This window comes from Coprococcus sp. AF21-14LB (genome assembly GCF_003458885.1).
GTDB lineage: Bacteria > Bacillota > Clostridia > Lachnospirales > Lachnospiraceae > UBA9414.
Window position 1 is genome coordinate 21,477 of record NZ_QRVX01000012.1, and the last position, 15,231, is coordinate 36,707.

11 protein-coding genes and 1 pseudogene are annotated in these 15,231 nt (G+C 43.1%); 5 read left to right on the top strand and 7 right to left on the bottom strand.

Annotation, left to right across the window (positions count from 1 at the left end):
- Positions 1 to 49: 49 nt before the first annotated feature.
- From DWX73_RS04635 to DWX73_RS04650, 4 genes are read left to right on the top strand one after another with little or no spacing between them, the layout of a single operon-like run.
- Positions 50 to 1,123: an ABC transporter ATP-binding protein gene (locus DWX73_RS04635; RefSeq protein ID WP_118347315.1), complete on the top strand. Its 1,074-nt coding sequence runs from the start codon at positions 50 to 52 to the stop codon at positions 1,121 to 1,123.
- A complete protein-coding gene (locus DWX73_RS04640; RefSeq protein WP_242996627.1) occupies positions 1,113 to 2,015 on the top strand; it encodes an ABC transporter permease in 903 nt (300 codons plus the stop codon). The genes DWX73_RS04635 and DWX73_RS04640 overlap by 11 nt, the downstream gene beginning before the upstream one ends.
- On the top strand, positions 2,015 to 3,901 hold the full coding sequence (locus DWX73_RS04645; protein WP_118347317.1) for an extracellular solute-binding protein: 1,887 nt from the start codon (positions 2,015 to 2,017) through the stop codon (positions 3,899 to 3,901). Before DWX73_RS04640 ends, DWX73_RS04645 begins: the two co-directional genes overlap by 1 nt.
- Positions 3,902 to 3,916: 15 nt before the next feature.
- The gene (locus DWX73_RS04650) at positions 3,917 to 4,798 is read left to right on the top strand and encodes an RluA family pseudouridine synthase (RefSeq protein ID WP_118347319.1); all 882 of its coding nucleotides are present in this window, start codon (positions 3,917 to 3,919) and stop codon (positions 4,796 to 4,798) included.
- 83 nt (positions 4,799 to 4,881) lie between these two features.
- On the opposite strand, the pseudogene DWX73_RS15480 reads toward DWX73_RS04650, so the two are convergent.
- From DWX73_RS15480 to DWX73_RS04680, 6 genes and pseudogenes are all read right to left on the bottom strand, one after another.
- Positions 4,882 to 6,541, bottom strand: a pseudogene (locus DWX73_RS15480) (nucleoside kinase).
- 21 nt (positions 6,542 to 6,562) lie between these two features.
- Positions 6,563 to 7,357, bottom strand: a complete 795-nt coding sequence (locus DWX73_RS04660) for a Nif3-like dinuclear metal center hexameric protein (RefSeq protein WP_118347321.1) — start codon at positions 7,355 to 7,357, stop codon at positions 6,563 to 6,565.
- Positions 7,358 to 7,362: 5 nt separating this feature from the next.
- Complete coding sequence (locus DWX73_RS04665) at positions 7,363 to 8,061, bottom strand: tRNA (adenine(22)-N(1))-methyltransferase (protein ID WP_118347323.1); 699 nt, start codon at positions 8,059 to 8,061, stop codon at positions 7,363 to 7,365.
- Positions 8,062 to 8,069: 8 nt separating this feature from the next.
- A complete protein-coding gene (rpoD, locus tag DWX73_RS04670) occupies positions 8,070 to 9,188 on the bottom strand; it encodes an RNA polymerase sigma factor RpoD (RefSeq protein ID WP_118347325.1) in 1,119 nt (372 codons plus the stop codon).
- 60 nt (positions 9,189 to 9,248) lie between these two features.
- Entirely contained in the window at positions 9,249 to 11,024 is a 1,776-nt protein-coding gene (gene dnaG / locus DWX73_RS04675) for a DNA primase (protein WP_118347327.1), read from the bottom strand.
- 96 nt (positions 11,025 to 11,120) lie between these two features.
- The gene (locus DWX73_RS04680; RefSeq protein WP_118347329.1) at positions 11,121 to 12,125 is read right to left on the bottom strand and encodes a deoxyguanosinetriphosphate triphosphohydrolase; all 1,005 of its coding nucleotides are present in this window, start codon (positions 12,123 to 12,125) and stop codon (positions 11,121 to 11,123) included.
- Positions 12,126 to 12,328: 203 nt separating this feature from the next.
- Here DWX73_RS04680 and DWX73_RS04685 point away from each other — a divergent pair, with 203 nt between their 5' ends.
- Positions 12,329 to 13,678 carry an MATE family efflux transporter gene (locus DWX73_RS04685; RefSeq protein ID WP_118347331.1) on the top strand — a complete coding sequence of 450 codons (1,350 nt, stop codon included), beginning with the start codon at positions 12,329 to 12,331 and terminating at the stop codon, positions 13,676 to 13,678.
- A 40-nt stretch (positions 13,679 to 13,718) separates the two neighbouring features.
- Here DWX73_RS04685 and pap read toward each other — a convergent pair whose 3' ends face one another.
- Positions 13,719 to 15,230, bottom strand: coding sequence for a polyphosphate:AMP phosphotransferase (gene pap / locus DWX73_RS04690; RefSeq protein WP_118347333.1), 1,512 nt, complete (start codon positions 15,228 to 15,230; stop codon positions 13,719 to 13,721).
- Position 15,231: the final 1 nt, after the last annotated feature.

Consider the following 15,231-nt stretch of genomic DNA (forward strand, 5'->3'; position numbering starts at 1 on the left):
TCAGAACAGTCAGACATTTGACATATTATCATGTACAGGAGGGTATCACGTGGCGAATAAATTAATTGACATTGTTAATATTTCTAAATCTTATGGGGATAATCTTGTCCTCGATGAATTGAATCTCTACATCCGGGAGAACGAATTTCTGACTCTGCTTGGACCGAGTGGATGTGGAAAAACAACTTTACTTCGAATTCTTGGCGGATTTGAAACTCCGGACTCCGGAAAAGTTATTTTCGATGGCAAAGACATTACGAATCTTGCTCCGAATAAACGTCAGCTGAATACCGTATTTCAGAAATATGCACTCTTCACACATATGACAATTGCTGAAAATATTGCTTTTGGATTAAAGATTAAAGGCAAATCGAAAGCCTATATTCAGGATAAGATTAAATATGCATTGAAACTTGTAAACCTGGATGGATTTGAAAACCGCTCTGCCGACTCTCTAAGCGGCGGACAGCAGCAGCGAATCGCCATTGCAAGAGCGATTGTCAATGAACCAAAGGTACTCCTTCTTGACGAACCTCTCGGCGCTCTTGACTTAAAACTTCGCCAAGATATGCAGTACGAGTTGATCCGACTGAAAAATGAACTTGGAATCACTTTTATTTATGTTACCCATGATCAGGAAGAAGCCCTTACCATGTCCGACACCATTGTTGTCATGAATCAGGGCTATATTCAGCAGATTGGTACACCGGAAGATATTTACAATGAACCGGAAAATGCTTTCGTGGCAGACTTCATCGGTGACAGTAATATTATTTCAGGACGCATGATCCGAGACCGCCTTGTCAACATCCTCGGCGCAGATTTCGAGTGTGTTGATACCGGATTTGGACGCAACCGTCCGGTCGATGTTGTAATTCGCCCGGAAGATATTGATCTCGTCAAACCAAACGAAGGCGTTATTAACGGAATTGTCACACACCTGATTTTCAAAGGTGTACACTATGAGATGGAAGTCTCTGCAAACAATTATGAACTGCTCGTCCACAGTACCGATATGTTTCCGGTTGGTACAGAAGTTGGAATCCGAGTAGATCCATTTGATATCCAGATTATGAACAAACCGGAATCTGAAGATGAGGAGGCTGTAAACATTGAAGAATAACGAAACCGCTATGAAAAAAGATTTTTTTTCCGATCGGGTTCGGGAGATTTTTCTTCGCTGGAAAAATGAATGCGGAAAAAACAAAAAGAAATATCTTGCCGGCCCATATCTGTTCTGGTCTGTCTCTTTTACGATCATCCCGTTGTTGATGATCTTCTATTACGGACTGACCGATGCAGACGGTGCATTTACGTTCGCAAATATTGCTGAAATCACGACTCCGGAGAACTTGAAAGCGCTCGGTCTTGCGCTCCTGCTCTCTCTTATCAGTACTTTGATCTGCCTGATCCTTGCCTATCCGCTGGCAATGATCCTTGCGAATTCCAACGTAAATCATACAAGTTTTCTTGTGTTGATCTTCATCCTCCCAATGTGGATGAATTTTCTTTTGCGTACGCTTGCATGGCAGACACTGCTTGAGAAAAACGGTGTTATCAACAGCATCCTCGGATTCTTCCACCTTCCGGCGCTGGAAATTATTAATACGCCTTATGCAATCATTCTCGGTATGGTATATAATTTCCTGCCGTTCATGGTATTGCCAATCTACAATGTTCTCGTAAAGATTGACAAAGATGTTATCCACGCCGCAAAAGATCTTGGCGCCAATAATGTACAGACATTTTTCAAAATCATTGTACCCCTCAGCCTCCCGGGCATCATCAGCGGAGTTACAATGGTATTTATTCCTGCACTGACAACTTTCGTCATCTCCGATCTTCTTGGCGGAAGTAAAATTCTGCTCATCGGCAATGTCATTGAACAGGAATTTAAGCAGAGCAGTAACTGGAACGTGGGAAGCGGACTTTCCATTGTACTGATGATCTTCATCCTCATCAGTATGGCCATCATCGGCAAATACGATAAAGACGGGGAGGGTACGGCATTCTAATGAAAAAAATATTACAGAAAACTTATTTAGGAATTATTTTCTTTCTTTTATATGCACCAATCGTCACATTGATGATTCTTTCATTTAATAATTCCAAAACCCGCGCAAAATGGGGCGGCTTTACCGGGAAATGGTACGTTCAGCTCTTTCAGAATGAACAGATCATGAATGCGCTCTATACCACACTCATCATTGCCGTACTGGCAGCCGCAATTGCCACAGTTCTCGGAACAATGGCTGCCATTGGAATCCAGGCTATGAAGCAGCGGAGCAAAACGATTACACTTGGTATCACAAATATTCCAATGCTTAACGGTGAAATCGTAATGGGAATTTCTCTCATGCTGCTTTTTATTGCGGGACGTATCAATCTCGGATTCGGTACAATCTTAATGTCACATATTACTTTTTGTGTTCCTTATGTTGTACTTAATGTTCTTCCGAAATTAAAACAGACAAGCCGTTATACTTACGAAGCCGCACTGGATCTCGGTGCGTCACCGCTCTACGCATTTTTTAAAGTAGTATTCCCGGATATCCTTCCAGGTGTTATTTCCGGCTTTCTGCTAGCATTTACAATGTCCCTTGATGATTTTGTGATTACGCACTTCACGAAAGGTCCCGGAATTGATACATTATCTACAAAGATCTACAGCGAAGTGCGAAAAGGAATCAAACCGGAAATGTATGCGCTGTCCACCCTTTTATTCGGTACTGTTTTAATTCTCTTACTGCTTGTGAATATGGAACCGGATACAACTGCAAAATCGTCTAAAACCTCTCGCAGATTTTCTCATTTTCTGCAGAAAAAACCGGTGCGGATCTTCTTACGCCGCGTTGTTCCTGCTGTGATGGCACTTGTTATCATCGCCGGCGGATTTTTCTATGGTTCAAAAGAAACGATTACAGGCGATAACCAGGTTGTTGTATACAACTGGGGTGAATACCTGGATCCGGAAACAATCACACTCTTTGAAGAAGAAACCGGAATCAATGTTGTTTACGAAGAGTTTGAAACAAATGAGATTATGTATCCAAAGGTACAGTCCGGCGCCATTGCCTATGATGTTGTCTGCCCTTCGGATTACATGATCCAGCGCATGATTGAAAATGATCTGCTGGCAGAAATTAACTTCGACAACATTCCAAATATCAAAAATATCGGTTCTACCTATATGAAAACTTCACAGCAGTTTGATCCGGAAAATAAGTATTCTGTTCCTTACTGCTGGGGTACTATTGGTATTCTCTACAATAAAACAATGGTAGATGAACCAATTGACAGCTGGTCTGTTCTTTGGGATGAGAAATACAAAGATAACATTCTGATGCAGGACAGCGTCCGGGATGCTTTCGCCGTTGCATTAAAGCTCTCCGGTCACTCTTTAAATTCTGCAGACCTTGATGAACTGACTGCTGCCAGAGATCTTTTGATTGAGCAGAAGCCGCTTGTACAGGCCTATGTCATTGACCAGGTGCGCGATAAAATGATCGGAAATGAAGCAGCGATTGGCGTCATTTATTCCGGAGAAGCGATTTATACACAGAATGAAAATAAGGATTTGGAATATGTAGTTCCAAAAGAAGGCTCTAATGTCTGGATCGATTCCTGGGTTATCCCAAAAAATGCAAAACATAAGGAAAATGCAGAAGCATTTATCAATTTCCTCTGCCGTCCTGACATTGCGAAAATGAACTTTGACTACATTACCTACTCTACGCCAAATGAAGCCGCTCGTGCACTGATTGAAGATGAAGCTCTTCGAAATAACACGATTGCTTTCCCTGGCCCGGAGATTTTAGACCGCTGTGAAACTTTTTCTTATCTCGGCGATGAAACAAATGATATTTACAATGAACTCTGGAGAGAGGTAAAATCCAATTAATACGGGAGTTTCCAAATGAAGCGAATATTTTACTACACGATTCCACTGAAATTTAATAATACCCCTCTGCTTGACTTCCTAAAAGCAGAGGGGTACTCCCATCAGGTTATTACGCACCTGAAACGAACGATGAACGGAATCCTTCTGAACGGAATCTGGGCACATACATGGGATATTCTTCACACGAATGACTATCTGACCATTCAGCTTGTGGAAAATGTCTCCTCTGAAAATATCGTTCCTGCAGACCTTCCTCTGAATATCATCTATGAAGACGAAGATCTCCTTGTGATCAATAAGCCTGCAGGCATGCCAATTCACCCCTCTCAGGGAAATTATGACAATACACTGGCCAATGCACTGGCATGGCATTATCTCTCACTTGGCGAACCTTTTACTTACCGGTGTATCAATCGACTGGACAAAGACACAACAGGACTTCTCATCGTAGCAAAACATATGTACAGTGCTTCTTTGCTCTATCATATGTCTGCTGAGCGAAAGATCAGCCGGACTTATCTTGCAATTGCCGAAGGAGAAGTTCCGGAAGAAGGAACCATTACTGCTCCGATTGCCCGGGCAGAAGGCTCTACCATTGAACGCTGTGTTGACGAAGAACGTGGTGAAACTGCCTGTACTCATTTCAAACGTATTTCCTATAAAGATGGATATTCTCTCGTCTCATTAAAGCTTGAGACAGGAAGAACCCATCAGATCCGTGTCCATATGAAATATATCGGGCACCCTCTTCCGGGCGATTTTCTCTATCATCCGGACTATTCACGGATTCACCGGCAGGCACTTCATTCTTTTAAACTGTCCTTCCAACATCCTATTACAGGAGAACCAATGGCATTTCAGGCACCAATTCCTGATGATATGAAAGTTTTCTTATAAACGATTGGAAATGTTCATAAAAATACCGCTGACTTCCGGAAACATAAGTTCCGATGCAGCGGTATTTTTGTATTTTTACTTTTCTATGCCTCGAAGCAGCTTCCGCCAATGAATTCACGGATGAGAGAATTGGTTGGCACAATCTCACTTCGACATCCCACAAAATAATCCAGAAACTTCAAAAGGCGTTTCGCCTCCGGATACTCTTTACAGTGCTTATCAATTCCAAAAAGAATCGGTTCGGCATATTGTTTCAGTACAGCCAGTTCATAGATTAGCGCAGAATTAAACATCACATCTGCCTCTTCCTGATACGGAAAGATATTCTCTTCCTCTCCCCGTCTGACGGAAGGCCACATAGCAATGGTCTGCTGTGCGGTTGTTCCTCTTGTTCTTGCATCTCTTACCATACGCCGGATCAAACGTCCGTCTGTTGTCGGAATCCGGTTATGCTCATCAATATTTAACTGCGTCAGCGCACTGATATAGATTTTGAATTTATTCTCTTTTGGAAGCTCATATGTCAGTGCATCATTCAGACAATGGATTCCTTCAATAATCAGAACATCATTCTTACCTAATTTCATCGTATTGCCCCGATATTCTCGTTTGCCTGTCTTAAAATTAAAGGTCGGCATGGCAACTTCTTTCCCTTTCAGCAATTCATTCAAATCCCGATTCAACAGTTCGGTATCGATTGCTTCAATGCATTCAAAATTATAGTTCCCATCTGCATCCAACGGAGTATCTTCCCGATTGTGGAAATAGTCATCCGCACCAATCGCATGCGGGATCAAACCATTCACACGGAGCTGAATCGCCAGACGTTTGGCAAAAGTAGTCTTTCCGGAGGAGGAAGGTCCTGCAATCAGAACAAATTTCACTTGAGACCTCTCTGCGATCATTGTTGCAATTTCAGCTATTTTCTTTTCCTGCAGCGCTCCTGAACGAGAATCGCTTCATGCTCGTCACCTTTTGTAATACGTTCATTGAGATCTCCTACATTTTCAATGTTCTGCATATCTCCCCATCTGGTAGATTCTTTCAATACTTGAAAAAGCTTCATTTGAGGTTCAAAATCCGGTACCTTTTTCGGGGATGATGCTTCCGGCATCTGGAGTACAAATCCCTCTTCCAGCAAATATAACTTGAAATATTTCAGATATCCGGCATCCGGCACCATATATCCATAGTAGTAATCCTCGAATTCGTTCATACGGTAAATATTCACACTGGAACTTCTGCGGTATTCAAATAATTTTGCTTTATCTGTCATGCCATACTTTTCAAATAAATCCACCGCATTGTCTGTACTGATGGAACGCTTTTTGATCGGCATCCGCTGTTCGACCATATGTTTCATATATTCTTCTACCTGATCAAGAAATGCTGATCCAGTTTCAGATTGCCTTCTACGGTACAATAGTATCCTTTGCTGACCGAGTAATGGATTCTCACTTTCTTTACCTGATCCTGGCCGCCAACATCATGTACCGCTTTTACAAGCATCAGACACATACTTCTGCGGTATGTTTGAATTCCGATTTCCTCTGATGTTGTCACAAAGGAAATGGCACAGTTTCTTTTTACTTTTTTCCGCAGCTCCCGGAGCTTTCCATCCGCAAATACGAGTACAATATCATTCTCATATCTGTCCTGGAACTCCTCTGCAATTTGCTGATATGTGGTTCCCGCCTCATATTGTCTCTCTTCCCCGTCTACAATGACTGTATAAAGCTCCATCTGCAACTACCTCCTTACGGTCTATAAACTCCAAAATGGATGTGTAATCGGCTCTTTCATAATCTCAAACTCAGACCAGTTCCTTTTAAAAAACTGTTCCATTTCATCCATGAAAATATGTTCCAGTCCATAGTGCCCTGCATCAATGACTGCAAGTCCTCTGGCTACCGCATCAATCCCGTCATGATGGCCAATATCTCCGGTAATCAGCACATCAACGCCCTTTTCGACCGCTTCGCTAATTTCATCTTTCCCTGATCCCGGAACGACTGCGACCTTTTTTATCTGCTTTTGCCGATCTCCAAAACTTCTTACATCGGGCAATGCAAAGATTTTCTTTACCTGTGCTGCACACCTTTCTAAAGACATACGCTCCGGCAGCATCCCTATGCAGCCGATTCCTTTCTCTTTCACACTGCCTTTTTCTTCCATCTGCAGCGTCACCTCTAACGGTTCTGTATCTGTCAGCAAAAGCCTCTCTGCCGCTGCTTCTCCCATTCTCATAACATCATAATTCGTGTGCATGGCGTAATAGGAAATATCTTCCCGGATTAAACGCAGTAATCGTCTTCCGATAAAATCATCATCGGTAATCCGTTTGATTGAGGAAAACAAAAGCGGGTGATGTGTCACAAGCAGATCAGCCTTCCACGCTGCTGCATGTTCGATCACCTCATCTGTCGCATCCAACGCCAAATACAGTCTTTTCACTTCTTTTTCTTTCCGGCCTGCCAGCAATCCCACATTATCCCAGGAACATGCTGCTGTTTTTGGAAAGGTTTCTTCAATCTTCGCTGTAATTTCTCTGCAAAGCATCTCTTCTACTCCTGTTCATACATTCGGCAGGCATTCTCTATGACGAGAATCTCATGCTGTAATACTTCTATTCTTGTTTTCACATGCTCTCCCGGAAGTTTCTGAAGCTCCTGAAGAATCTCTTGTTTTGTACGGCGTTCTTTTTCAAGAAATTCACGCAGCACCGGATGTTTTTCCTTTAATAATAAACGTCCATAGCAATATTCTTCCTCACGATAAGGTTCTTCACAGCCTTTTCTTACTTTCATCATCGGATAATATTTTCCGTCTTCTTTTACCATATTCTCAGCCACGCTGCAATATCCATGTTCGCAGAGATATTTCCGAACTTTCGCAAGCTCCGACTGCGGCTGCAAAATACAAGTACTCATCTCTTCCAGTACACTGCAGCCTTCTTCCAGAATCTTTATGATAAGATTGCCGCCCATTCCGGCGGCAATCATACAGTCAGCCTCCCCCGGCGCAAGCGCTCCCAGTCCGTCTGACAATCTTGTTTCTATGTAATTACCAAGTCCATGACCGGTAATGTGTTCTCTTGCACGCTCAAGAGGTCCTTTTCCAACATCCATAGCGAATGCTTTCTGACAGATTCCCTCTTCTACAAGCCAGATTGGAATGTATGCATGATCTGTTCCAATATCTGCCGGCCTGCTTCCGGCGTCTACAAGCGCCGCTACTGCGGCTAATCGTTTTGACAGTTCCATTGTTTCCTCTAATCCAGATAATCCCGAAGCTTACGGCTGCGGCTCGGATGACGGAGCTTTCTAAGCGCCTTTGCCTCAATCTGACGAATTCGTTCACGGGTAACATCAAATTCCTTGCCGACTTCTTCCAGTGTTCTGGCGCGTCCGTCATTCATTCCAAAGCGAAGACGTAATACTTTCTGCTCACGTTCTGTCAATGTGTTGAGTACTTCGCTGAGCTGTTCTTTCAGAAGTGTGGCTGCCGCTGCCTCTGCCGGCACCGGTACATTATCATCCTGAATAAAGTCTCCAAGATGGCTGTCTTCTTCTTCACCGATCGGTGTCTCAAGAGATACCGGTTCCTGTGAGATCTTCAGAATTTCTCTGACACGTTCCACCGGCATATCCATCTCTTCTGCAATTTCCTCCGGCGTAGGTTCTCTTCCGAGTTCCTGAAGTAACTGACGGGAAACACGGATTAATTTATTAATCGTCTCCACCATATGCACCGGAATACGGATTGTTCTTGCCTGATCAGCAATCGCACGGGTAATTGCCTGACGAATCCACCATGTCGCATAAGTACTGAACTTAAATCCTTTCTGATAATCAAACTTTTCTACTGCCTTAATCAGACCAAGATTTCCCTCCTGGATCAAATCAAGAAACAGCATTCCACGCCCTACATAACGCTTTGCAATACTTACAACAAGACGAAGATTGGCCTCTGCAAGACGTTTTTTCGCATCTTCATCTCCATCTGCCATACGTTTTGCAAGCTCAATTTCTTCCTCGGCGCTCAGAAGCGGTACTTTACCGATTTCTTTCAGATACATACGAACCGGATCTTCAATACTGATTCCATCCGGAACAGACAGATCAATCTTCTCCATATCTACGTCATCTTCTTCTGACAGCACCATATCAAGATCGTCTACATCCAGATCATCTGTATCATCGCTGATACGCAGTACATCAATATTCTTTGCTTCCAGATATTCAAAAATCTTCTCCATCTGGTCCGAATTCAATTCCATATCTGCAAAGAAATCATTCACTTCCTGCAGTTCCAGAATTCCTTTCTTCTTTTTGCCGAGTGCAAGAAGTTCTTTTAGTTTTTCCTGCAGTTTTACGGTATTCTCCTCCATGTGTTCCTTCCTCTCTGCTTTCTTCGGAACTCCGAAAAAAGCTCTGTTTATATTTTATCCTCAATTAATAGAAATATGCAGTCTTGAAAGGTCTTGAAGCGCCTTCTTTTCTTCCATTAAACGCTGAAGTCCTCCGATATCAGTAGGCGCAAGATGCTGTGTCGCATACTCTACGCTATGTTGTTTTACACGAATGATTGTTTCCTTCAGAGCTTTTTCCTGCTCTTCTTTCGTAGTAAGTTCCCGAATTTTTGTGTGGAATAAAGCCGCCACTTGCCGGTGTTCTTCCTCATCTGTAAAATGATTCATGATCCTTGCCGGATTCACTTCACCGGCATCATGCTGCTCATACAGAAGTTCTGCCACTGTATGATACAATTCGGTTGTAAAATCTCCCGGCTGAATATAACGTCTAATCTGCTCAAACAGACTTTCATCCTCTATCAGCCATGTCAATAATAACTTCTGAGAAGTCATATTTCCATCTTCCCGCATATGGTCTTTTCCCTGTGCTGTTAATGGCTTTTTGACGGGTGCGGCAAGTCCGCTCTGAATCGCCATCTTCGCCACAAGCTTTCGAAGTTCCTCATAACCGGTATGATAAATTCCGGCTACCGCCTCGATATAGTTATTGCGCTCAATCTCTTCTTCAAACTCGCCAAGACGCCTTGCAGCTTCCCTTATAAATTCCGTTTTCCCTTCAGGAGAATTCATATCATAACTGCGTTCCAATACTTCCAGCGAAAACAGGAAGCCATTTCGCGCTTTCTGGATTCTCTCTTCAAATGCCTGTGCACCGAGATGTTTGATAAATTCATCCGGATCTTTATAAGGATCCATTCGAATCACTTTCGCTGTAATTCCCGCTTCTTTTAAAATCGGGACTGCCCGCAATGCAGCCTTTGTACCGGCTTCATCGCTGTCGTAAGTCAGATAGACTTCATTGACATACCGTTTGATCAGCTGTGCATGTCCTGCCGTCAGTGACGTTCCAAGTGATGCCACCGCATTACTAAATCCTGCCTGATGCAGCGAAATCACATCCATATACCCCTCACAGATCAGAAAATACGGCTTTCTTGATGTTCTGGCGCGGTTCAGTCCATACAGATTCCGGCTTTTATCAAAAATCGGCGTCTCCGGGGAGTTAAGATATTTTGGCTTTGCATCTCCCATGACTCTGCCGCCAAATCCAATTACTTTATTATTCACATCCATGATCGGAAACATAACACGATTCCAAAACTTATCATAAACGCCATTTCGTTCATCGATCGTAATGAGTCCCGCCTGTTGGAGCAATGTATCCGAATAGCCTTTCATTTTCAGATAGCGGTACAGATCATCGCTGTATTTGTTAGAATAACCAAGCCCAAATGCAACAATTGTCTCATCACTCAGCTCCCGATCTTTCAGATAGCGGTACGCCTGCTGTCCATGTTCTGATTTTAATTGTGCATAATAATACTTGGCAGCCAGCTTATTGATCTCCAGAAGCTGCATTCGCAGATCTGCCTTTGCTTTCGCCTCCTGAGAATACTCTACTTCCGGAAGATCGATTCCTGCCCGCTCGGCAAGCATTTTCAGAGCTTCCACAAAAGTAAAATTCTCATACTCCATAATAAAGGTAAATACGTTTCCACCTGCTCCACATCCGAAGCAGTAATACATCTGCTTCTCCCGGCTCACAGAAAATGACGGAGATTTCTCATTATGGAATGGACACAGCCCAAAATATGAACTTCCTTTTTTCTGAAGTTTTACATATCCGGAAATCACATCTACAATATCATTTCTGGATCGCACTTCTTCAATAATCTCATCAGAATAGTACACCACTGTCTCCTTTCCGCTTATTTACGCTGAATTTTAAGAAGATCCTGATAAAAATCCCCTCTATATATTATATTCGACAAAAGTTCGTGATTTCCTTTAAAAATTCCAAGATTCTGGAATAAAATTTTCCTGAAAGATTTTAATCGCATAAGTGTCCGTCATACCTGCGATATAATCACAGATCACCCGCTCCCGATGCTCCCCCGCATCGATCATGGCCAGATATTTATCCGGAAGCTTTTCGATATGCGTCTCATAGAAATGATACAGACTTTGAATCATATGAACTGCCTTTTCTTCTTCTCCCTTTGCCACCGGATTTTGATACACATGCTGAAACATAAATTTTCTCAGCCCCATCGTTGCTTCCTCAATATCCGGGGACATTCTGATAAACGGGCGGTTCATACTGTTGACAATCACATTATGTACCATCGTATTTAACCGTTCAGAAGATGTTTCGCCAAGCACACGCCTGTACATTTCCGGTATATCTGCCTCCACAAGAACACCGCCCCGTACTGCATCATCAATATCATGATTGATGTAGGCAATCTTATCTGACAGACGTACAATCTGTCCCTCCAGCGTCTGAGGAGTTCCGCTCGTCTTATGATTTAGTATTCCATCCAGCACTTCATAAGTCAAATTCAGCCCTTGTCCCTGCTTTTCAAGCTTTTCTACCACTCGGATACTCTGCTTATTGTGCGAAAATCCTTCCCGACAGACTGCATTCAGCGCACGCTCTCCTGCATGCCCAAACGGTGTGTGCCCAAGATCATGTCCTAGTGCGATTGCTTCTGCCAGATCCTCGTTAAGCCGCAATGCCTTGGCAATTGTTCGCGCATTCTGCGATACTTCCAGTGTATGCGTCAGCCGTGTGCGGTAGTGATCTCCTTTCGGCTGAAGAAATACCTGTGTTTTCTGCTTCAGCCTGCGAAATGCCTTTGAGTGAAGAATCCGGTCGCGATCCCGTTGAAACACCGGGCGGATATCACACTGCGGCTCCTCCCGTTTTCTTCCCTGTGAATCTTTGCTTTTCATAGCATAAAGACTCAAGTATTCATATTCTCTTTTTTCAAGCTGTTCCCGGATTGTCATACACTCGCTCCTTTCTCTTCCGTACGTTTCTTTTTACACGATACGTTCCCATTACTCTTATTATAGCGAAATTCCTTCTTTATGCAAACGATCCCCTCTTTAATTTTTTTATTTTCCAAAAAAAATCTTGAATCCATAAGCCATTTTCCTTTATAATAGCCTCTGGAATTTTTATACAAAATAAATTTAAGAAGGGTGATACTATGGAAAAAGATATGACTGCCGGAAGCCCGGCAAAGATGATACTGAATTTTACAATCCCTTTATTTCTCGGAAATGTATTTCAACAATTTTACAGTATGGCAGATACCGTCATCGTCGGTAAGTTCGTAGGTACAAAAGCGTTGGCTGCCGTTGGTTCCACCGGTACGATCATGTTTCTCATTGTAACCAGCCTGATCGGTATGACTGCCGGTTTTACTGTCCTGACTGCCCAGCGCTTTGGAGCCGGTGATCTTGCCGGAATGCGAAAATCTGTAGCCATGTCCGGAATTCTCTCTGCCATCATTTCGATTCTTATTACAATCATCAGTATGGCGGGAATGAAATCCCTTTTGACAGTAATGAATACACCGCAAGACATTTTCCATGATGCATATGTATATATTATGATCATCTGCGGCGGGATTGTAGCACAGATTCTCTATAATCTGCTCTCCAGTATTTTAAGAGCCCTTGGAAACAGCAAGGTTCCTCTTTACTTTTTGATTTTTGCAGCCCTTATGAATATTGTCCTGGATCTTGTCTTCATTATCGGCTTTCATCTGGGTGCAGCCGGAGCAGCCTACGCCACCGTCATCTCCCAGGGGCTTTCCGGCGTTCTTTGCCTGATCTATATTATTAAGAAAGTACCTATTCTGAAGATGACAAAAGATGACTGGCGTATGGACTGGATTGTTGTAAAATTTCAGCTGACCATTGGGCTTCCGATGGCTTTCCAGTATTCGATCACAGCCATCGGTACACTCATGGTACAGTCCGCTCTTAATATTCTTGGCTCCACTATGGTCGCCGCTTTCACAGCCGCATGTAAGATTGAACAGGTTGTAACACAGGCATTTATCGCTATGGGAACTACCCTTTCCGTCTATTCTGCCCAGAACATGGGAGCCGGCAAAGTCAAACGAATCCGGCAGGGATTTCGCGCTGCTACCTGGATGAGTTTTGTTTACGCCATCCTCAGCGGACTTCTCATCATGACTGTCGGCAAATATATGACGGTTTTCTTTGTTTCAGGAAATATTGGAGAAATTATGGATGCAGTAGATATTTATCTGAAATGTGTCGGCATCTTCTTCATTCCATTAGCAGTAGTCAATCTCTACCGGAACGGAATTCAGGGAATGGGATTTGGACTTCTTCCGATGATGGCGGGAATTGCCGAATTGATCGGACGAGGCGTTACTGCCATCATTGCTTCCCGCCATGCAAGTTATCTCGGCATCTGTCTTGCAAGTCCTGCCGCCTGGATTCTTGCCGGAGCACTTCTTATTGTCATGTATTTTTATATCATGAAACATAAAATGCCAATCTCAGAAGAAACTACTCCTTAACGAAAAAGCTTCCCTCCGCATCTTGGAAGGAAGCTTTTGATTATGATTCTTTATTTTTCTCTTTGGCAATACGCTTTTCAATTGCATCTGCCACTGTCTCCAGCACCTTGATTCTTGCAAAACGCTTGTCATTGCCTTCTACAACAATCCACGGCGCATATGGCGTAGAAGTGCGGATCAGCATTTCATTTACTGCTTCTTCGTAGGCATCCCATTTCTCACGGTTACGCCAGTCTTCTTCCGTAATCTTCCACTGTTTTTCCGGATTTTCCTGACGCTCACGGAAGCGCTTTGCCTGTTCTTCCTGATCAATATGCATCCAGAACTTCAGCACAATTGCACCTGCGTCTGCCAAGTCTTTCTCCATATCGTTAATTTCCCGATAAGCGCGTTTCCATTCCTGTTCGGTGCAGAATCCTTCAATCCTTTCTACCATAACCCGCCCATACCATGTCCGGTCATAGATTGCAATGTGTCCGGCTTTTGGCATTGTTTTCCAAAATCTCCAAAGATAATGATGTACTTTCTCGATATCATTCGGCGCACAGACCGGATTGACAACAAATCCTCTCGGATCCATCTTCGCTGTCAACCTCCGGATAGCCCCTCCTTTTCCTCCGGCATCCCATCCTTCAAATCCAATCACAACCGGAATCCTTCTGCGATATAATTCATTATGAAGCAATGCGATTTTTTTCTGAAGTTTTTTTAATTTCTTTTTATATGTCTCCCTCGGACAAGTCAGTGACAGATCTGTTTTTGAAAGCGTGGATACTTCCAGTTCTTTCCACAGGCTGTCTTCCGCTTTCTGATGTTTTTCTTCCTGAATGCGTTCTTTCTGAACTCTTTTTGCCGCTGTTTCCAACGCTTTATTCACAATTGTTAAGATCTTTACCTCTGCAAATCTCTTATCAACTGCTTCTACAATATTCCACGGTGCATAATCGGTATCTGTTTTCTGCAGCATCTCTTCATTCAGCGCTTCATACTGTTCAAAAGCTCTGTTCCGCTTCCAGTCTTCTTTCGTCACACGCCAGGCAGTCTCTTTAGATTTTTCCAGCTTCTCAAACCGTTGTTTCTGCTCTTTCTTATCAATATCCAAAAACAATTTAATCAATACCATACCACCATCTGTAATCTGACGTTCAAACGACAGTATGGAACGAAAAGCATTCTCTACCGTATGCTCATCTGACTTTTTTTCAAAGCGTTCTGCCAATACTTTCTGATACCAGCTGCTGTCAAAAATGCTTATATTGCCATTCGCCGGCATCTTATCCCAGAATCTCCACAAAAACGGATGCATCCGTTCTTCTTCCGTCTCGTTTTTTACTGCATAAACCCGAAAACCTCTTGGATCCAGATTCTGAATCATCCGACCAATCTGAACTCCTTTTCCGGAAGCATCATAGCCCTCAAATACAATCATTACCGGGATATCAAGCTGTCTGCACAAGCGCTGCAGTTCACCGAGCCGCTGTCCAAGCTGTGATACCCGCTTTTGATATTCATCTTTGTCCATTTTCTTTGTTAAGTCAATTTTCTCCAGCATA

Bases quoted from the DNA above. Each gene is read 5' to 3' on its own strand.
- DWX73_RS04645 (WP_118347317.1), top strand. From the start codon at position 2,015: ATGAAAAAAATATTACAGAAAACTTATTTAGGAATTATTTTCTTTCTT.
- DWX73_RS04650 (WP_118347319.1), top strand. From the start codon at position 3,917: ATGAAGCGAATATTTTACTACACGATTCCACTGAAATTTAATAATACC.
- DWX73_RS04660 (WP_118347321.1), bottom strand. From the start codon at position 7,357: ATGCTTTGCAGAGAAATTACAGCGAAGATTGAAGAAACCTTTCCAAAA.
- DWX73_RS04665 (WP_118347323.1), bottom strand. From the start codon at position 8,061: ATGGAACTGTCAAAACGATTAGCCGCAGTAGCGGCGCTTGTAGACGCC.
- rpoD (WP_118347325.1), bottom strand. From the start codon at position 9,188: ATGGAGGAGAATACCGTAAAACTGCAGGAAAAACTAAAAGAACTTCTT.
- DWX73_RS04680 (WP_118347329.1), bottom strand. From the start codon at position 12,125: ATGACAATCCGGGAACAGCTTGAAAAAAGAGAATATGAATACTTGAGT.
- DWX73_RS04685 (WP_118347331.1), top strand. From the start codon at position 12,329: ATGGAAAAAGATATGACTGCCGGAAGCCCGGCAAAGATGATACTGAAT.
- pap (WP_118347333.1), bottom strand. From the start codon at position 15,230: ATGCTGGAGAAAATTGACTTAACAAAGAAAATGGACAAAGATGAATAT.